A 16,824-nucleotide genomic window follows, 5' to 3' on the forward strand; every position below is an offset into this window, starting at 1 on the left:
GGATGACGACCATGTCCGATAGCGCAGCAACATCCAATACACCCATCCGATTGACCGAATTTGCCCATGGCGGCGGCTGCGGCTGCAAGATTGCGCCCGGCGTGCTGGCCGACATCTTAAAGGGCAGCGGCGGCTTTCCCCTGCCGAAGGAATTGCTGGTCGGCATAGAAACCTCCGATGACGCGGCCGTCTACCAGCTCAACGACGAGCAGGCGCTGATCGCCACGACGGATTTCTTCATGCCCATCGTCGACGATCCGTTCGACTTCGGCCGCATCGCCGCCACCAACGCCATTTCCGACGTGTACGCCATGGGCGGCACGCCTATCATGGCGCTGGCCCTGGTCGGCATGCCGATCAACAAGCTGCCCGTGGAAACCATCGGCCTCATCTTGAAAGGCGGCGAAACCATCTGCGCCCAGGCCGGCATCCCCATCGCGGGCGGCCACACCATCGATTCCGTTGAGCCGATCTACGGCCTCGTCGTGCTGGGCCTGGTCCACCCGTCGCAGGTCAAACGCAACGCGGGCGCGCGCGCCGGCGATAAATTGGTATTGGGCAAGCCGATCGGCGTGGGCATCCTGTCGGCCGCGCTGAAGAAGAATGCGCTCGACGCGGACGGCTACGCCTCGCTGATCGACAACACCACCAAATTGAATACCCCGGGCAAGAAACTGGCCCTGCTCGACGGCGTGCATGCGCTGACGGATGTGACGGGCTTCGGCTTGCTGGGCCACACCCTGGAACTGGCGCGCGGCGCGAAGTTGCAGGCGCGCATCGCCATGGATGACGTGCCGCTGCTGCCGCAAGTGCAGCAACTGGCGCAGAATGGCAACATCACGGGCGCCTCGGGCCGCAACTGGCAGGGCTACGGCGCGCAAGTGGCGCTGGCCGACAGCCTCAGCGCCATCGACAAGGCGATCCTGACGGACCCGCAGACGGCCGGCCCCCTGCTGGTGGCCTGCGCGCCGGAAGCCGTCGAGCAAGTGCTGGCGATTTTCCGCGCCGAAGGCTTTGGCGACGCCGTCGTCATCGGCGAGATGCAGGAAGGCAGTACCGGGGTTTCCGTATTTTAATGAACAATTTTTTCAAAGGCAGTCCCATGACCACGTTCTCCAACAAGTTCCCCGCCATCCTGGCCACCGTCGCCGCCACCCTGGCCATCCACAGCGGCCTGGCGCAGGCGCAGCAAGTGTTGCGCGTGTCCGCCATCCCCGACGAAGCGCCGACGGAATTGCAGCGCAAGTTCAAGCCGCTGGGCAGCTACCTGGAGAAAAAGCTGGGCATGAAGGTGGAATTTACGCCCGTCACCGATTACGCGGCCTCCGTGGAAGGCTTGATCAATCACAAGCTCGACATGGTCTGGTTCGGCGGTTTTACTTTCGTGCAAGCCAACGTGCGCAGCGGCGGCAAGATCGTGCCGCTGGTGCAGCGCGAGGAAGACACGAAATTCCGCTCCGTGTTCGTGACCACCAGCAAGGACATCAATCAATTGTCTGACCTGAAAGGCAAGAATTTCACGTTCGGCTCGGAATCGTCGACCTCGGGCCACTTGATGCCCCGTTACTACTTGCTGGCCGCCAAGATCAACCCGGACACGGACATGAAGCGCATCGCATTCTCGGGCGCGCATGACGCCACCGTGGCCGCCGTCGCCGGCGGCAAGGTCGATGCGGGCACCTTGAACATTTCCGTGTGGGAAAAGCTGGTCGAAACGAAAAAAGTCGATCCAGCCAAGGTGCGCGTGTTCTACACGACGCCCGGCTACTACGATTACAACTGGAGCGTGCGCGCCGACATGAATCCCGTCGTGCGCAAGAAGCTGACGGACGCCTTCCTGGCGCTGGACCCATCGACGGCCGAAGGCAAGGAAATCCTGGAGCTGCAGCGCGCGACCAAGTTCATTCCGACCAAGGCCGAGAACTACAAGGATATCGAAGCGGCCGCGCGCGATGCCAAGTTGTTGAAGTAATTGCTGAAACTTGTCGGATGACGTCCTGCGGACGCATCCGGCACACTCCCCCATACCGAAACATCGCATGACATTCCAACTTCACAAGGTCTGCGTCCACCACGCGGGCGCCGCCGGCCATGCGCTGGCCCTGCGCGACGTGGACCTGGACGTGGCCCAGGGCGAGCAGATCGCCCTGATCGGCCCTTCCGGCGCCGGCAAGACCAGCCTGCTGCACACCTTGGCCTGCGCGCTGCGCCCCGAGTCCGGCAGCTTGAGCATACTCGGCAGTTCTCCCTGGCAACTTGCCAACGGCGAACGCCACGCCTTGCGCGCGCGCTTGTTCCTGGCGCCGCAAACGCCGCCCTTGCCGCCGCGCCAGCGCGTCGTCAACGCGGTGCTGGCGGGCCGCTTGCCGCAATGGAGCTTGTGGACGGCGATGCGCTCGCTGCTGGCGCCCGTCGACCCCCGCGCCGCGTGGGAAGCGCTGGGCAAATTCAACCTGCAGGATAAGCTGTACGCCAGGGTCGACCGCCTGTCCGGCGGCGAACGCCAGCGCTGCGGCATGGCGCGCGCGCTGGTGTCGGATGCGCAAGTGTTCCTCGTCGACGAACCGCTGTCCGCGCTCGACCCCACCCTCGCTTTGCAAACGATCCATGTGCTGCAGGCGGAAGCGACGGCGCGCAACGCCACCCTGATCTGCAGCCTGCACCAGGTGGAGATCGCGCGCGCCTGCTTTACGCGCATCGTTGCCTTGCGTGACGGCAAGATCGTCTTCGACTTGCCTGGCGCCGAGGTCAGCGACGCCATGATCGCCGAGCTGTACCGCAACAAGGCCGATCCGGCGCCCCAGTTCGAGGCGGTGGAGGCGAACCTGGACGCCGCGAGGCCCCTTTGCTGAAGAGCGCCGACGCCGCCATGCCGCGCGACCCCGCCTGGCGCGGCCGCCTGACCGGGGCTGCCATCGTGCTGCTCGTGCTGTGGCCGATGCTGGTGCAGGCCGAGTTCAAGCCGTGGATACTCTGGGATGCGCAAAGCCTGGCGGCCACCTGGCAATTCATCGCCAGCTTCGTGCCGCCCGCCCACTCGCTGGAATTTTTGCAGCTGGTGGCCATTTCCAGCTGGGAAACCATCGCCATGGCCACGGCCGGCATGGCGCTGGCCATGCTGGGCGCCATTCCCTTGACCTTGCTGGTGACGGAGCGTTTGTCGATTTCGCGCATCGGCTCCGGCAAGGTTTCACCGCTGGCCGCCAGCGTGCGCCATTGCGTGCGCGCGTTGCTGGTACTGCTGCGCAGCGTGCCGGAGCTGGTCTGGGCATTGTTGCTGGTGCGCATCGTGGGACTGGGGCCGACGGCCGGCGTGATCGCCATCGCCCTCACGTATTGCGGCATGCTGGGCAAGGTGTATGCGGAAATCCTCGAATCGTCGGACGCCGCCGCCTGCAACGCGCTATTGCACAACGGCAGCGGCAGATTAAAGGCATTGCTGTACGGCGCCCTGCCCGAATCGGCCGCCGAACTGGTCTCGTACACGATCTACCGCTGGGAATGCGCGATCCGCGGCTCCGTCGTCATGGGTTTTGTCGGCGCGGGTGGCCTGGGCCAGCGCATGGATGAATCGATGAAGATGATGGCAGGCAATGAGCTGGCCAGCATGCTGATGGTGTTCGTGCTGCTGGTGGCGGGCGCCGACGCCGTGTCCGCCATGCTGCGCCGGAGGCTGGCATGAAGACGGAACCGATGTTGCCCACACCTGCCCCCGTGCGCTGGTCGACCTGGGCCTTGCTGGCCGGTCTGTTGCTGCTGGTCATCGCCAGCTTCGCCACCCTGCCCCTGAAATGGGGAGAATTCTTCAGTGCCGACGCCGTGCGCACGAGCGCCGATTTCCTGCACGGCTTTGCCCCGCCCGAGCTGGCCAGCCCCTTCCTGATGAAAGTCGGCGTGGCCACCTTCGAGACCCTGGCCATGTCGGCCATCGGCACGGTGATTGCCGCTATCCTGGGCGCGCTGCTGGCCCTGCCCGCCAGCGGGCGTTTCGGCAGCCTGGCGCGCAACGCCACGCGCGCCGTGTTGAATGTGCTGCGCTCGATCCCGGAACTGGTATGGGCCTCGATCCTGCTGATCGCCGCCGGCCTGGGTCCGTTCGCGGGCACCCTGGCCCTGGCCCTGCACACGGTGGGCGTGCTGGGGCGCTTGTTTGCCGATGCCTTCGAAAATTGTCCGCCCTTGCCGGCCGCCACCTTGCGCATCAATGGCGCCCGGCCCGCCGTGGCCTTTTTGTATGCGACCTTGCCGCAGTGCGGGCCGCAGATGATGTCCTACACCCTGTACCGCTGGGAAAACAATATCCGCGCCGCCGCCATCCTCGGCGTCGTCGGCGCGGGCGGCCTGGGGCAGATGCTGAAATACCATCTGTCGCTGTTCCAGATGCAGAACGCCGCCACCGTCATCGTCGCCATGCTGCTGATGGTGGCCGCCGTCGATGGCCTCAGCTACCTGCTGCGCCGCGCCATGACCCGTTGATTTTCACTTTTCACAAGGAATGCCCATGTCAGGCTGGTGGACGATTATCTCGACGGAAACGCCGGAGCAGATGGCCGATATGACGAAAGTCAACAAGGAAGCGTTTCTCGCCAGCTGGGAAGCGGGTCTGGTCGGCGTGGACTGGATCGCGCAATTGTGCCAGCAAGGCAAGGCGACCCAGCTGACGTTCAACGGTTTTCCCAACCGCTACACGGCCTCGGCGGACGTCATCGCGCCCCTGCTGCAGGCGGGCATCGCCGAAGCGCAGGATGCAGAATTTCCGCAAGACAAGCTCACGGGCTGGCCCGGCAGCATCACCGTGCACGGGGAGCGCATCGCCGCCTGCGCGCCGGGACAGTTATTGACCATCGAAGTGTGGGACCAGTCGTAGACACGTTACGCGCACACCCGCCTTTTTAAAAAGAGCTTTGCCGGACCGGGCCTTCAGGATAATCTTGCAGACTGTTCACTACTTTCCAGAGCCGTCATGAAAATCCTCGCTTCCGTATGTATTGCCGTTGCCTTGTCGACGTCCCTGCCTGCTATGGCGCAAGAAGCGCAGGAAGTGGCGGCTGCCAAAATTGCCGCGGAAAGTTGGCTCAAGCACATGGATGCGGGCGACGACGCCGGTACCTGGGACGCCAGTGCCGCAGCGCTGCGCAGCGAAATGTCGAAATCAGGCTGGAAGATGGTCATCACCGCCGTGCACTGGCCGCTGGGCGAGTTCAAGTCGCGCAAGCTGAAGTCGGCTGCGCTGCAAAAGGCGACGGCTGGCAAGCCAGGGGTGGACAAGATCGTTATCGATTATGTGAGCCAGTACGAAAACAAGGCCAACGTACTGGAAACCATCACGACGGTACTCGAAAAAGGTTCTGGCTGGAAAGTTTCCGGGTATAACATCAACGGCTAGTCATCCACCTTGACTAACTCGCTCCCCACTGCGTACTGACTGTCCCTGGCATCCGGAGTCAGCGTATGACTACCTAAAGGCATTGCAAGATTGAACAACATTATCATCCGCCCCACCACCGCCAGCGACTGGCCGGCACTGAAAGCCACGCGCCTGGCCGCCCTGCTCGACGCCCCCATGGCCTTTGGCGCCAGCCACGCCAGCGCGGCCCGCTTTTCCGATGCCGACTGGCAAGAGCGCGCCATCAGCACGCCGCAGCGCACGTTTTTCCTCGCCTTTGACGGAGAACAAGCCATCGGCCTGGCCGCGCAAGTGGTGGCTGGCAATGGCGAATGCCACCTGATCGCCATGTGGGTACAGTCCGCATATCGGGGCCTGGCCGTGGCGCAAGGCCTGGTCGACGCCGTGAAACAATGCGCCGTGGACAACGGCCATCCGCGCATTGTGCTCGGTGTGGCGCCGGAAAATGCCCGGGCGGCCGCGTTTTACCGGAAGCTGGGCTTTGTCTTTTTACCGGAATGGGAAGCGCTGGAAAGCCATCCGCATATCCGCGTGCAGAAGATGGAGTGGCTGGCGCCGGCTAGCCGGTAGTTTGCTGATAGTGGCCCAGGCCCTGGCGCCGCTGGAACTGTCGGGGCGCGCATACAACACGATGTGAGCAAAATTGTGGGGACGGCAGCAAACGACGCAATGATCCTGTTAATATTGCCAAATACTTAAATGCCTGGCGCCATCCGACGGACAAGCGCCACGCCATTCAAGCATGACGGATGTATTTTCCTGCCCCGCAGGCCACTCTTGCATAGACTGTCAACACCATGAAAAAACTGCTCCTGGGCGCCGTCGCCGCCTGCTGCGCGCTGCATGCCGGCGCCGCCCCTGTCGAAGACTTCATCGGCACGTGGAAACTGGAACGCACTACCGTGCCAAATTATGTCGTCATCAAGCAGGAGGGCGAGCGGCTCGTGGCGCTGCGCTACTCACGCAATGTGCTGACCAACAAGATCACCGAACGGCGCTTTCCCGCCAGCTATGCGAACGGCGACGTCACCATTGCTGCGGGCGAAACAGTCATCGAGGCGCGCAGCGTGAACGACGTGGCGACCGTCACGATGCTTGCACAAGCGTACAAGAAGATATCCTCGTCCACGGCCGCGCCCGCCAGTTAAGGAATGCCGCAGCGTTGAAACCCATACTCATCCGCCCCACCACCGCCAGCGACTGGCCGGCGCTGAAAGCCACGCGCCTGGCCGCCCTGCTCGACGCACCCACGGCCTTTGGCGCCAGCCACGCCAGCGCGGCCCGCTTTTACGATGCCGACTGGCAGCAGCGCGCCACCAGCACGCCGCAGCGCACGTTTTTCCTCGCCTTTGACGGAGAACAGCCCATCGGCCTGGCCGCGCAAGTGGTGGCCGGCGACGGCGAATGCCACCTGATCGCCATGTGGGTACAGTCCGCATATCGGGGCCTGGCCGTGGCGCAAGGCCTGGTCGACGCCGTGAAACAATGCGCCGTGGACAACGGCCATCCGCGCCTCGTGCTCGGTGTGGCGCCGGAAAATGCCCGGGCGGCCGCATTTTACCGGAAGCAGGGTTTTGTCTTTTTACCCGAATGGGAAGCGCTGGAAAGCCATCCGCATATTCAGGTGCAAAAGATGGAGTGGCTGGGCGCGGCATGAAGGCTTTTCTGGAAGTCCTCGCACGTGGTGGAACTTTCAGGGTACGGTGTCTATTTAAAAACTGCACCGGATTGGTCCTGAACAGGCGTTTCATTTGCTCTGCCTACTTGCAGCAATCCGCCAGGAATACCACCGCTGGGGATTTTGCCATTGTTTTGCCCCTCCACACTCAGCATTCCCATTCATCGACATTCTTTTCCACACTCACGTTTCCATGAATGCGCAGGAAAACAGGTATTTCCTGGCGTGATAAACAGTCACTTGAGATTCAAATGAACGGGATGAATATGCGTGCAATAGCTGGTCTTCTTCTATGTGTATGCGGCGCAGCCGTCCAGGCTCGGACGGATGCGGAGCCGGCCGTCGAGCATAGCCCCTGACATGACAACGCCTAGCTGACCTTGAATCACAGGGCGGGGCCCCTACGTCAGGAGCGCGGCCACCAGTGACGCCATCCGACGCCTAGGTGCCTTGCCGATCAGTTTCAATGGAAGAGCCCGCCCGCGACCTTCAGCAGTTCGTCGTTCACGCCGCCGCTGCGGGAACAGGACTGGAGCAACGACAGGGGCTTGAAAATGGTTTTATCAATACTCAAGGAATTACATTATGCAAAATAAGAAAAACAAAGGCCACAAAATTGGTTTCTTTGGTTTCCTGACCGGGATAATCGGCTATTTGACGATCAGCTACTTATCCGAATCTTTCGGATTTTTCCTGATCTATCTGGGATTTATTCTGTCGCTCTGCGGTGTCGTCATGGTGTGGATTAACATGCTTGCCAAGGATAAATCCAACTGATGCGCCATGCCATGCCGGGCCATCGCTGCGCGATACGTGCCTACTTGACCCGTTGCTTTTCCAGCTTGCGCGCCAGGGTGCGCCGGTGCATGCCCAGCCTTCTTGCCGTTTCCGAAATATTGAAATCCGTCTCGGCCAGCATTTCGTGGATGCGTTCCCATTCCAGGGTCTTGATGTTGGTGGCGCGATTCGTCAGTTCGATGTCGGCGTTGCCGGCCACGTGGCCGAAGGCCGCTTCGATGTCGTCCGTGTTCGACGGCTTCGCCAGGTACTGGCAGGCGCCCAGCTTGATCGCTTCGACGGCCGTGCCGATGCTGGCGTAGCCCGTCAGCACGACGATCAGCATCTCCGGGTCGTGCTGGTGCAGCATCTGCACGCAGGCCAGGCCGGACGTATTGCCATTGAGTTTCAGGTCAACGACGGCGTAGTCGGGGCAATGCTGCTCCAGCAAGGCGCTCGCCTCGTCGAAATTGGTGGCCAGGATGACCTGGTAGCCACGCCGTTCGAACGAGCGGCCCAGGGTGCGGGCAAACGCGGCATCGTCTTCCACGATCAGTAACAGACGGTCATCCTGCATGGTGGTCGCTTTCTCTTTCCAGTTTGATGGCCGCCAGCGGCAAGGCCAGGTGCACCACCGCCCCGCCCTGCACCCGGTTGCGCGCCGTCACCGTACCACCTAAAGTACGCGCGACATTCACCACCAGGAACAGGCCCAGGCCGCCGCCGGGCTTGCCCTTGCTGCTTTGATATGGCTTGCCCAGGTGCGTCAGCATCGACGGCTCGAAACCGGGGCCCGCATCGGTAATGACCAGGTGCAAGGCATCCGCTTCGCGCGTCGCTTCGAAGCGCAGCCATTCGGGCGACGCCTCCAGCGCATTGTCGAGCACATTGCAGATGGTTTGTTTCAGGGTCGAATCGAAGACGACGGGCACGTCGTGCTCGATGCGGTTATCGTACTCGAAATCCTGGATCGGGCGGCTGCTGCGCCACTCGTCGACCAGGTCGTTGAGGAAGGTATTGATCGTCGTTTTCACGGAAGATTCGCCGCGCGCCTCGCCCGCCGACAACAGGATGCCGCTGACGATGCTCTTGCAGCGCTGCAACTGTGCCTGCATTTCCGTGATTTCTTCCAGCAATTCGCTGTTCTTGCTCAGTTCCGGCATGCGGCGCCAGTCGCCGAGGATGACGGACAAGGTCGCCAGCGGCGTGCCCAGCTCGTGCGCGGCGCCCGAGGCCAGCAGGCCCATGCGGATGATGTGCTCTTCTTCCGCCGCGCGCTGGCGCAAATCGGCCACCTTGGCGTCGCCGGCGCGCTGGTTGCGGTTGATGCGCGTGATGAACACCACCAGCAAGGCGGCGTTCAAAATAAAACAGATCAGCAGGCCCTGCACGTACAGGCTGGAAAAGCCCCGTTCGGGGTCGATCGGCAGGATCAGGGGGCCGGGCAGCAAGGCCAGGCCGGCCAGGCACAGGCTGGTAATGGCCACCATGATCCAGGTCGACCACACTTCCAGCAGCACGGCGCTGAGGATGACTTGCAGTAAGTACAGGAAGGCAAACGGGTTGCTGATGCCGCCGCTCAGGTAGAGCTGGGCCGTCAGCACGGTCACGTCAACCAGCAGGGCCAGAAACAGGGCCGTATTGGAAACGGGCTGGCGTTCGTGCCAGCGCAAGAGGCTGGCCAGATTGAAGGCGATCAGGCAGGACAGCACTTCCAGCATGTAGGGCACGGGCAAGGCGATGCCCAGTCCCACCCCCACGCCGAAGATGGTGCTGATCTGGCCGATCACGGCCAGCCAGCGCAGCTGGATCAGCAGCTTCATGTTCTGGTGGCCGGCCGGATGTTCCATCTCGGCCGCCACCGCGCCGCGTTCTAAGACCTCGCGGTTGGGCAGGATCTCAATCCTGCCCGGCATGGTCGCTTTCTTGCGATGGATCAAGCTTCTTGCCACGCGCGCGGCGGCGCTTGTCCTCGCGCACGATCCACCACGTGATACCGGCTACCATCAAGGCAAGCGCGAACCACGTCAAGGCATAAACCAGATGGTTGTTGTGGAACGAGATCACGGTCAGGCCGCCGACGGGGGCGTCACTGGCCGTTTCCGATTTTTCTTTCGCGTCGACGAAATATGGCGCCACGTTGGTGAGCATGTGCGAGCCGGCGATGGCGGCCACATCGCGCGAATACCAGTGCTGCGTGGCAGGACTGTTTTCGCGCAAGAAACCGCCGCCCGTCTCGCTGATGCGCAGCAAGCCGTCGACCTCGACGATGCCGGCCGGCGTGCCGGCGCCGATGCTGGCGCGTTTCGGCACGAAGCCGCGGTTGACCAGCACGGTGCTGCCATCGGCCAGGCGCAATGGCGTGATTAACCAATAACCGCTGCCCAGTGCCGTCGTTGCCTGCACCAGGGTATTGAAAATGGGGAGATAGGTACCGGAGAGTCGCACATGGCGGTATTCATCCGTTTGCTGCGTGATGCTGGCCCAGGCTGCGGGTCCAGGTGCGTCCGTTGCGGGCGCATGTACGCGTTGTTCGACGCGCTCGATCAGGTCAAGCTTCCAGAACAGGCGCTTGACTTGCCAGGTTCCCAGGACACAGAAACCGGCAAACAAGATCCCCGCCAGCAAGGCCAGTGCAATTTTTGAATAATGCACAGCCATGCCGCGTGGGCCTGGCGCGGCATCTTGCGATGCGGCGCCAGGGGCGCGCCCGGTGTTGCTTGGGCGCGTATTACTCATCATGGAGCCGTTTTCGTATGCATGTACTCAGGCATCAGATCCGGCATCATGTTGTGGTTCATGTGGTACATCACCCACAGGGAACCGGCCATGGCAATGCCCACGATCATGATCGTGAAGATCAGCGCCATCATGTTCCAGCCGCCTTCCGACTTGGTGTTCATGTGCAGGAAGTACACCATGTGTACCACCACTTGAACCGCCGCGAACGCCAGCAGGACCAGGCCCATGGTGCCCGAGTTGGTGATGGCTTTCGTCATCACCAGCCAGAACGGAATGGCCGTCAGGATCACCGACAGGATGAAGCCGATCGTGTAGCTTTTCAGGCTGCCATGATCGTGGTTGTCATGGTGGTGGCTATCGCCGTGTGTGTGGTGGTCGCTCATGGCAGCACTCCCATCAGGTAGACAAAGGTGAAGACGCCGATCCAGATGACGTCCAGGAAGTGCCAGAACAGCGACAGGCACATCATGCGGCGGCCGTTTTCCGGGGTCAGGCCATGCTTGTTCAACTGGAACATCAGGGTCACGAGCCAGATCACGCCGAACGTCACGTGCAAGCCGTGGGTGCCGACCAGGGCAAAGAACGACGACAGGAACGCGCTGCGCTGCGGACCGGCGCCTTCGTGGATCAGATGAATGAATTCATACATTTCCAGCGACAGGAAGGCCAGGCCGAACAGGCCCGTGATGGCCAGCCAGACCAGGGTGCTGCGCAATTGCTTGCGCTGCATGGCCAGCATGGCGAAGCCGTAGGTGATCGACGACAACAGCAGCATGGCCGTGTTGACGGCCACCAGCGGCAGGTCGAACAGCGCGGCGCCCGTCGGGCCGTCCGCGTAGCTGCGGCCGACCACGGCGTACGTGGCGAACAGACAGGCGAAGATCAGGCAATCGCTCATCAGGTAGAGCCAGAAACCCAGCAAGCTGCCGTTTTCCGGGTGGTGCTCGCGCACAAAGTAGCTGCGCGTGCTTGGTGCGGCGCCAGCGGCGCCGGTGTTATGGGCGATGGTATCAGACATGGCTGCTCAGCAATTTAGTATAAGCGTCTTCGGTACGGACCACTTCTTCCGCAGGAATGTAGTAATCGCGCTTGTAGTTAAAGGTATGGACGATGATCGTAATCATCATGACCACGAAGCCAACGCTGGCGACGAGCCACATTTGCCAGATCAGGCCAAAACCGACCAGTGCGGACAGTGCGGCGATCACGAAACCAGCCCAGGTGTTCTTCGGCATGTGGATCTTCGTGAAACCGGACGTCGGACGCTGGTAACCGTGTTTCTTCATGTCGGTCCATGCATCGAGTTCGTGCACTTGTGGCGTGAAGGCGAAATTATAGTCTGGCGGAGGCGACGAGGTCGCCCACTCCAGCGTACGGCCGCCCCATGGGTCGCCGGTCACGTCGCGCAGGGCGTGACGGTTGCGGAAACTGACATAGAACTGCATCAGCAGGGAACCGATGCCCAGCGCGATCGAGACGGCGCCAAACCAGGCGATGATGGTCCAGATTTGCAAGGATGGATCTTCAAAGTGGTTGACACGACGGGTCACGCCCATCAGGCCCAGCACGTACAGCGGCATGAAGGCCAGGTAGAAGCCGACGAACCAGAACCAGAACGAGCACTTGCCCCAGAACGCGTCGAGCTTGTAGCCGAAGGCTTTCGGGTACCAGTAGTTGATTGCAGCAAATACACCGAACACCACGCCGCCGATAATCACGTTATGGAAGTGGGCGATCAGGAACAGGCTGTTATGCAGCACGAAGTCCGCAGGCGGTACGGCCAGCAGCACGCCGGTCATGCCGCCGATGGTGAAGGTGACCATGAAGCCGATCGTCCACAGCATTGGCAGTTCAAAGCGGATACGGCCGCGGTACATGGTAAACAGCCAGTTGAAGATCTTCGCGCCCGTCGGGATCGAGATGATCATCGTCGTGATGCCGAAGAACGAGTTGACGCTGGCGCCCGAACCCATGGTGAAGAAGTGATGCAGCCATACCAGGTACGACAGGATCATGATGACGCAGGTGGCGTACACCATCGAGGCGTAGCCGAACAGGCGCTTGCTGCTGAACGTGGCGACCACTTCCGAGAACACGCCGAACAGCGGCAGGATCAGGATGTAGACTTCCGGGTGACCCCAGATCCAGATCAGGTTGACGTACATCATGGCGTTGCCGCCCAATTCCGTCGTAAAGAAGTTAAAGCCGGCAACGCGGTCCAGCGACAGCATGGCCAGAACAGCCGTCAGCACCGGGAAAGCGGCGACGATCAGGATGTTGGTGCACAGTGCGGTCCAGGTGAAGACGGGCATTTTCATCCAGGTCATGCCTGGTGCGCGCATCTTGACGATGGTGGCGATCAGGTTGACACCGGACAATAGCGTCCCGACCCCGGCAATCTGCAAGGACCAGATGTAATAGTCTACCCCCACGTCCGGACTGCCGACGATGCCCGACAGCGGCGGATACGCCAGCCAGCCCGTGCGGGCGAATTCGCCGACGAACAGCGAAGCCATGACCAGGGCGGCGCCCATGGTGGTCATCCAGAAGCTGAAGTTGTTCAGGAAAGGGAAAGCCACGTCGCGCGCGCCGATCTGCAGCGGCACCACGTAGTTCATCAGACCCGTCACGAAAGGCATCGCGACGAAGAAGATCATGATCACGCCGTGGGCGGTGAAGATCTGGTCGTAGTGATGCGGTGGCAGGAAGCCGGCATTGTCGCCAAAGGCGATCGCCTGCTGGGTACGCATCATGAGCGCGTCGGCAAAGCCGCGCAGCAGCATGACCAGGCCCAGGATCATGTACATGATACCGATTTTTTTATGGTCGATACTGGTGATCCAGTCGCGCCACAGGGTACCCCAGACGCGGAAATACGTCAGTGCCGCAACGAGTGCGATACCGCCCAGGGCGACCATTGCAAAGGTCGCCAGCAGGATAGGTTCGTGAAATGGAATTGCATCCCAAGTCAGACGGCCGAATATAAGCTTCGTCAGATCAATATGGTCTAGCATTGTTACTCTCAGAGAAAAAAGGGAGGCGCCAGGCAAGCGGCGCCAGTATCTGCAGCGCAATGCGCTGCGGGATTCATGCAGTCGTTACTTGGCTTGAACGCCCTTTTCAACCACTGCATCGCTAGCGACTACTGCCGTTACGGCCGCTACCGGGCTTTTTGCCATCGTCAATTTGTATGGCTCGACCGGCGTCACGCACAGGGCGTCGGAAACGATGGTGCGGTTCAGAATTGCCTTGTACAGATCGCTAGGTACGGCGCTGTAGCGGCGAACAGGGTCGCGTTCGCTAGGCTGGGCCAGCGACAGGTAGTCGTCGCGGTTCAGCGCGCCGCCACCGGCACGTGCCGATTCCACCCATTTGTCGAAGTCCGCATCATTGACGCCGTGGAACTTGAAGCGCATGCCCGAGAAACCGGCACCGCTGTAGTTCGCGGAGAAGCCTTTATAGACACCCGGCTTGTTGATGACGGCATTCAACTGCGTTTCCATGCCCGGCATGGCGTAGATCTGACCTGCCAGTGCGGGGATGAAGAACGAGTTCATGACGGACGACGCGGTGATCTTGAAGCGGATCGGACGATCGACGGGCGCGTACAGTTCATTCACGGAAGCGATGCCTTGCTCCGGGTAGATGAACAGCCATTTCCAGTCCAGGGCCACGACTTCGACGATCATCGGCTTGTGGCTGGCAGGAATGGGGCGGTTGGCGTCGATACGGCTCAATGGGCGGTATGGATCGAGGGTGTGGGTGCTGATCCAGGTCAGCAGGCCCAGCACGATGATGATCAACAGGGGCGCGCCCCAGATAATCAGCTCGAGGCGAGTCGAGTGGTCCCAGTCCGGCTCGTATTTGGCCGCGGTGTTGTTTTTTCTATAGCGCCATGCGAACAGCAGGGTCAGGGCGATTACCGGAACGATAATCAACAGCATCAGCAATGTCGAGATGACAATCAGATTGCCTTGCTGAACTGCGATGTCACCAGACGGATTCAGTACCACCGTATTGCAACCAGCCAACAATGCGAGAGGTAAAAGAAGCAGTCCGCGACGAACTTTTAATGAAAACATACAGGAAAGTCCAGTACAGGGGATGAAGATATGGTACTGTATTCTCACTGGAGCGCGTTGGCAATTGGACGTTTTGTCCTACCCCTTGCTCGGATTTTCACTCGGTGGTTGCGGAGTTTTCCTACAACTATCTATTGAATAGTCCTACTCCGGGCGTGAGACACCCGGGGTATGTTACGCGTTGGCCGAACTCGAAACTATATTGGAGACGATCATCATGTCCAGCACGCGCATACACAGCGGGGATGTACCCGCTGACTTTTCCCCCCATTCCCTGCGCGACGCAAGCGGGGCCGGCACGGTCGAATCGCATATCGACCCCGGTGAGATCGCCGTTGGCGTGATCATCGGCCGCGCTTCCGAATACTTTGACTTCTTTGTTTACGCCATCGCCTCGGTGCTGGTGTTTCCGCGTGTCTTCTTCCCGTTCGAAGAACGCCTGGAAGGTACCTTGTATGCCTTCCTGATCTTCTCGTTCGCCTTCATCGCCCGTCCGTTCGGCACCGTGATCTTCATGGAGATCCAGCGCCGCATGGGACGCAGCGCCAAGCTGACGTTCGCCCTCTTCCTGCTGGGCGTGTCGACGGCCGGCATCGCCTTCCTGCCGACCTACTCCCACCTGGGCTTTGCCGCCATCATCTGGCTGTCCGTGCTGCGCATCGGCCAGGGCGTCGCCCTGGGCGGCTCATGGGATGGCTTGCCATCGCTGCTGGCCCTGAACGCGCCGGAAAACAAGCGCGGCTGGTACGCCATGCTGGGCCAGCTGGGCGCGCCCGCCGGCTTCCTGATCGCCGCCGGCCTGTTCTGGTTCATGCTGACCAACCTGACGGATGAAGACTTCCTCGACTGGGGCTGGCGCTATCCGTTCTACGTAGCCTTCGCCATCAACGTGGTGGCCCTGTTTGCCCGCTTGCGCCTGGTGTCGACGAATGAATATGCGCGCCTGCTCGACGAACGCGAACTGCAGCCCGTGAGCGTGTTTGAAATGAGCCGCGGCCAGGGCCGCAACGTGCTGATCGGCGCCCTCGCCGCGCTGGCCAGCTACGCCCTGTTCCACCTGGTCACCGTGTTCCCGCTGTCATGGATTTCCGTCTACCAGACGCGTTCGGCCCCGGACTTCCTGCAAATTCAGATGGTCGGCGCCGTGCTGGCCGCCATCGGCGTGGTGATTTCCGGCTTGCTGGCCGATAAAGTGGGCCGCCGCACCACCCTGGGCGTGCTGGCCGTGCTGATCGCTATCTTCAGCGCCTTCGTGCCGACCCTGATGGGCGGCGGCAATACGGGCCAGGACGTGTTCATCCTCGTGGGCTTCAGCCTGCTGGGCCTGTCCTACGGCCAGGCTGCCGGCGCCGTGACGGCCAACTTCCCTGCCCGCTTCCGCTATACGGGCGCGGCCCTGACGTCCGACCTGGCCTGGCTGGTGGGTGCCGGCTTCGCTCCGCTGGTGGCGCTGGGCCTGTCGGCCAACTTCGGCCTCGCCTATGTCAGCTTCTACCTGCTGTCAGGCGCCGTCGCCTCGCTGGCCGCCCTGAGCCTGAACCGGGCGCTGGAAATCCGCGACTGACATATATATAGTGTGCAGCCCACACTGCACTGAAAAACGCCGGCACTGTCCGGCGTTTTTTCATGCCCAGGCCCGGCTTACTGTATCGCCAGCTGCCGCCCGCCCGTGCCCTCCTTCTTCGGCAAATCCAGCAGCAGCACGCCATTTTCATAGCGCGCCTGGGCGCCGGCTTCGTCCACCTCGTGCGGCAGCACGAAGCTGCGGTATTGCTGGCCATATTCGCGTTCGCTGCGCACGGTCTTGCCGCCGCCGTCGCGCGTCACCCTTTCATCCTTGAGTTCGGCACTGATGGAGACGCGGTTGCCGTCGATGGACACCTTGATATCGTCCTTGTTAACGCCTGGAATGTCTGCCTGCACCTGATACGCTTGCTCGGTTTCGGAAATGTCGACGCGCATGCGTGACGAACCCCCATCGCGCAGGCGCAAGGCGGGCGCGAAAAAGTCGTGCATGAATTCTTCCATGTCGCTGAACGGGTCGAAACGTGCCAGCGGGTTTTGCGGATCGCGACGCATCAATTGATTAGCCATGATGTCCTCCTGCATGGGCTGGTTTGCGGACGGCGGCCGTCCGC

Annotated in this window: 20 protein-coding genes; 12 read left to right on the plus strand and 8 right to left on the minus strand. The window is 61.5% G+C overall.

The window, feature by feature from the left end:
• The first annotated feature begins 11 nt into the window (after window positions 1-11).
• From selD to AC1RJW_RS18065, 11 genes are all read left to right on the plus strand, one after another.
• A complete protein-coding gene (gene selD, locus AC1RJW_RS18015) occupies window positions 12-1,076 on the plus strand; it encodes a selenide, water dikinase SelD (protein WP_493046198.1) in 1,065 nt (354 codons plus the stop codon).
• Between the two features lie 26 nt (window positions 1,077-1,102).
• Window positions 1,103-1,972: a putative selenate ABC transporter substrate-binding protein gene (locus AC1RJW_RS18020; RefSeq protein ID WP_493046199.1), complete on the plus strand. Its 870-nt coding sequence runs from the start codon at window positions 1,103-1,105 to the stop codon at window positions 1,970-1,972.
• A gap of 67 nt (window positions 1,973-2,039) precedes the next feature.
• On the plus strand, window positions 2,040-2,852 hold the full coding sequence (locus AC1RJW_RS18025; protein WP_493046200.1) for a phosphonate ABC transporter ATP-binding protein: 813 nt from the start codon (window positions 2,040-2,042) through the stop codon (window positions 2,850-2,852).
• A 17-nt stretch (window positions 2,853-2,869) separates the two neighbouring features.
• Window positions 2,870-3,682, plus strand: coding sequence for a PhnE/PtxC family ABC transporter permease (locus tag AC1RJW_RS18030; protein WP_493046501.1), 813 nt, complete (start codon window positions 2,870-2,872; stop codon window positions 3,680-3,682).
• The gene (phnE, locus tag AC1RJW_RS18035; RefSeq protein ID WP_493046201.1) at window positions 3,679-4,476 is read left to right on the plus strand and encodes a phosphonate ABC transporter, permease protein PhnE; all 798 of its coding nucleotides are present in this window, start codon (window positions 3,679-3,681) and stop codon (window positions 4,474-4,476) included. Before AC1RJW_RS18030 ends, phnE begins: the two co-directional genes overlap by 4 nt.
• A 25-nt stretch (window positions 4,477-4,501) precedes the next feature.
• Window positions 4,502-4,867 (plus strand): hypothetical protein, encoded by a 366-nt coding sequence (locus tag AC1RJW_RS18040; RefSeq protein WP_493046202.1) that lies wholly within the window; start codon window positions 4,502-4,504, stop codon window positions 4,865-4,867.
• A 96-nt stretch (window positions 4,868-4,963) separates the two neighbouring features.
• Complete coding sequence (locus tag AC1RJW_RS18045; RefSeq protein WP_493046203.1) at window positions 4,964-5,386, plus strand: DUF4019 domain-containing protein; 423 nt, start codon at window positions 4,964-4,966, stop codon at window positions 5,384-5,386.
• A gap of 90 nt (window positions 5,387-5,476) precedes the next feature.
• A complete protein-coding gene (locus AC1RJW_RS18050; protein WP_493046204.1) occupies window positions 5,477-5,977 on the plus strand; it encodes a GNAT family N-acetyltransferase in 501 nt (166 codons plus the stop codon).
• 227 nt (window positions 5,978-6,204) lie between these two features.
• Window positions 6,205-6,555, plus strand: coding sequence for a hypothetical protein (locus AC1RJW_RS18055; RefSeq protein ID WP_493046205.1), 351 nt, complete (start codon window positions 6,205-6,207; stop codon window positions 6,553-6,555).
• A gap of 14 nt (window positions 6,556-6,569) precedes the next feature.
• Entirely contained in the window at window positions 6,570-7,064 is a 495-nt protein-coding gene (locus AC1RJW_RS18060) for a GNAT family N-acetyltransferase (RefSeq protein ID WP_493046206.1), read from the plus strand.
• Window positions 7,065-7,670: 606 nt separating this feature from the next.
• A complete protein-coding gene (locus tag AC1RJW_RS18065; RefSeq protein WP_493046207.1) occupies window positions 7,671-7,862 on the plus strand; it encodes a hypothetical protein in 192 nt (63 codons plus the stop codon).
• 40 nt (window positions 7,863-7,902) lie between these two features.
• Here AC1RJW_RS18065 and AC1RJW_RS18070 read toward each other — a convergent pair whose 3' ends face one another.
• The 7 genes from AC1RJW_RS18070 to cyoA all read right to left on the minus strand — a co-directional run bounded on the left by AC1RJW_RS18070 (window position 7,903) and on the right by cyoA (window position 14,686).
• Window positions 7,903-8,439 (minus strand): response regulator transcription factor, encoded by a 537-nt coding sequence (locus AC1RJW_RS18070; RefSeq protein WP_034788474.1) that lies wholly within the window; start codon window positions 8,437-8,439, stop codon window positions 7,903-7,905.
• The gene (locus tag AC1RJW_RS18075) at window positions 8,429-9,778 is read right to left on the minus strand and encodes an ATP-binding protein (RefSeq protein ID WP_493046208.1); all 1,350 of its coding nucleotides are present in this window, start codon (window positions 9,776-9,778) and stop codon (window positions 8,429-8,431) included. Before AC1RJW_RS18075 ends, AC1RJW_RS18070 begins: the two co-directional genes overlap by 11 nt.
• Window positions 9,762-10,604: an SURF1 family protein gene (locus AC1RJW_RS18080; protein WP_493046209.1), complete on the minus strand. Its 843-nt coding sequence runs from the start codon at window positions 10,602-10,604 to the stop codon at window positions 9,762-9,764. The genes AC1RJW_RS18075 and AC1RJW_RS18080 overlap by 17 nt, the downstream gene beginning before the upstream one ends.
• Window positions 10,601-10,987, minus strand: coding sequence for a cytochrome o ubiquinol oxidase subunit IV (gene cyoD / locus AC1RJW_RS18085; RefSeq protein ID WP_034748058.1), 387 nt, complete (start codon window positions 10,985-10,987; stop codon window positions 10,601-10,603). The genes AC1RJW_RS18080 and cyoD overlap by 4 nt, the downstream gene beginning before the upstream one ends.
• A complete protein-coding gene (gene cyoC, locus AC1RJW_RS18090; RefSeq protein WP_251348656.1) occupies window positions 10,984-11,622 on the minus strand; it encodes a cytochrome o ubiquinol oxidase subunit III in 639 nt (212 codons plus the stop codon). The genes cyoD and cyoC overlap by 4 nt, the downstream gene beginning before the upstream one ends.
• The gene (gene cyoB / locus AC1RJW_RS18095) at window positions 11,615-13,618 is read right to left on the minus strand and encodes a cytochrome o ubiquinol oxidase subunit I (RefSeq protein WP_493046210.1); all 2,004 of its coding nucleotides are present in this window, start codon (window positions 13,616-13,618) and stop codon (window positions 11,615-11,617) included. The genes cyoC and cyoB overlap by 8 nt, the downstream gene beginning before the upstream one ends.
• Window positions 13,619-13,702: 84 nt before the next feature.
• Window positions 13,703-14,686, minus strand: coding sequence for a ubiquinol oxidase subunit II (gene cyoA, locus AC1RJW_RS18100; protein WP_170909664.1), 984 nt, complete (start codon window positions 14,684-14,686; stop codon window positions 13,703-13,705).
• A 217-nt stretch (window positions 14,687-14,903) separates the two neighbouring features.
• Here cyoA and AC1RJW_RS18105 point away from each other — a divergent pair, with 217 nt between their 5' ends.
• Window positions 14,904-16,250 carry an MFS transporter gene (locus AC1RJW_RS18105; RefSeq protein ID WP_493046211.1) on the plus strand — a complete coding sequence of 449 codons (1,347 nt, stop codon included), beginning with the start codon at window positions 14,904-14,906 and terminating at the stop codon, window positions 16,248-16,250.
• A 77-nt stretch (window positions 16,251-16,327) separates the two neighbouring features.
• Here AC1RJW_RS18105 and AC1RJW_RS18110 read toward each other — a convergent pair whose 3' ends face one another.
• The gene (locus AC1RJW_RS18110; protein ID WP_493046212.1) at window positions 16,328-16,780 is read right to left on the minus strand and encodes an Hsp20/alpha crystallin family protein; all 453 of its coding nucleotides are present in this window, start codon (window positions 16,778-16,780) and stop codon (window positions 16,328-16,330) included.
• Window positions 16,781-16,824 lie beyond the last annotated feature (44 nt).

The sequence above is a fragment of the Janthinobacterium sp. GW822-FHT07A03 genome, from assembly GCF_058798815.1.

Excerpts from the sequence above, each read along its gene's own strand:
- AC1RJW_RS18065 (WP_493046207.1), top strand. The coding sequence starts at position 7,671 with ATGCAAAATAAGAAAAACAAAGGCCACAAAATTGGTTTCTTTGGTTTC.
- AC1RJW_RS18045 (WP_493046203.1), top strand. The coding sequence starts at position 4,964 with ATGAAAATCCTCGCTTCCGTATGTATTGCCGTTGCCTTGTCGACGTCC.
- cyoD (WP_034748058.1), bottom strand. The coding sequence starts at position 10,987 with ATGAGCGACCACCACACACACGGCGATAGCCACCACCATGACAACCAC.
- AC1RJW_RS18025 (WP_493046200.1), top strand. The coding sequence starts at position 2,040 with ATGACATTCCAACTTCACAAGGTCTGCGTCCACCACGCGGGCGCCGCC.
- AC1RJW_RS18055 (WP_493046205.1), top strand. The coding sequence starts at position 6,205 with ATGAAAAAACTGCTCCTGGGCGCCGTCGCCGCCTGCTGCGCGCTGCAT.
- AC1RJW_RS18110 (WP_493046212.1), bottom strand. The coding sequence starts at position 16,780 with ATGGCTAATCAATTGATGCGTCGCGATCCGCAAAACCCGCTGGCACGT.
- cyoB (WP_493046210.1), bottom strand. The coding sequence starts at position 13,618 with ATGCTAGACCATATTGATCTGACGAAGCTTATATTCGGCCGTCTGACT.
- AC1RJW_RS18070 (WP_034788474.1), bottom strand. The coding sequence starts at position 8,439 with ATGCAGGATGACCGTCTGTTACTGATCGTGGAAGACGATGCCGCGTTT.
- phnE (WP_493046201.1), top strand. The coding sequence starts at position 3,679 with ATGAAGACGGAACCGATGTTGCCCACACCTGCCCCCGTGCGCTGGTCG.
- AC1RJW_RS18030 (WP_493046501.1), top strand. The coding sequence starts at position 2,870 with ATGCCGCGCGACCCCGCCTGGCGCGGCCGCCTGACCGGGGCTGCCATC.
- AC1RJW_RS18040 (WP_493046202.1), top strand. The coding sequence starts at position 4,502 with ATGTCAGGCTGGTGGACGATTATCTCGACGGAAACGCCGGAGCAGATG.
- cyoA (WP_170909664.1), bottom strand. The coding sequence starts at position 14,686 with ATGTTTTCATTAAAAGTTCGTCGCGGACTGCTTCTTTTACCTCTCGCA.
- AC1RJW_RS18080 (WP_493046209.1), bottom strand. The coding sequence starts at position 10,604 with ATGATGAGTAATACGCGCCCAAGCAACACCGGGCGCGCCCCTGGCGCC.
- AC1RJW_RS18105 (WP_493046211.1), top strand. The coding sequence starts at position 14,904 with ATGTCCAGCACGCGCATACACAGCGGGGATGTACCCGCTGACTTTTCC.
- selD (WP_493046198.1), top strand. The coding sequence starts at position 12 with ATGTCCGATAGCGCAGCAACATCCAATACACCCATCCGATTGACCGAA.
- AC1RJW_RS18075 (WP_493046208.1), bottom strand. The coding sequence starts at position 9,778 with ATGCCGGGCAGGATTGAGATCCTGCCCAACCGCGAGGTCTTAGAACGC.
- cyoC (WP_251348656.1), bottom strand. The coding sequence starts at position 11,622 with ATGTCTGATACCATCGCCCATAACACCGGCGCCGCTGGCGCCGCACCA.
- AC1RJW_RS18020 (WP_493046199.1), top strand. The coding sequence starts at position 1,103 with ATGACCACGTTCTCCAACAAGTTCCCCGCCATCCTGGCCACCGTCGCC.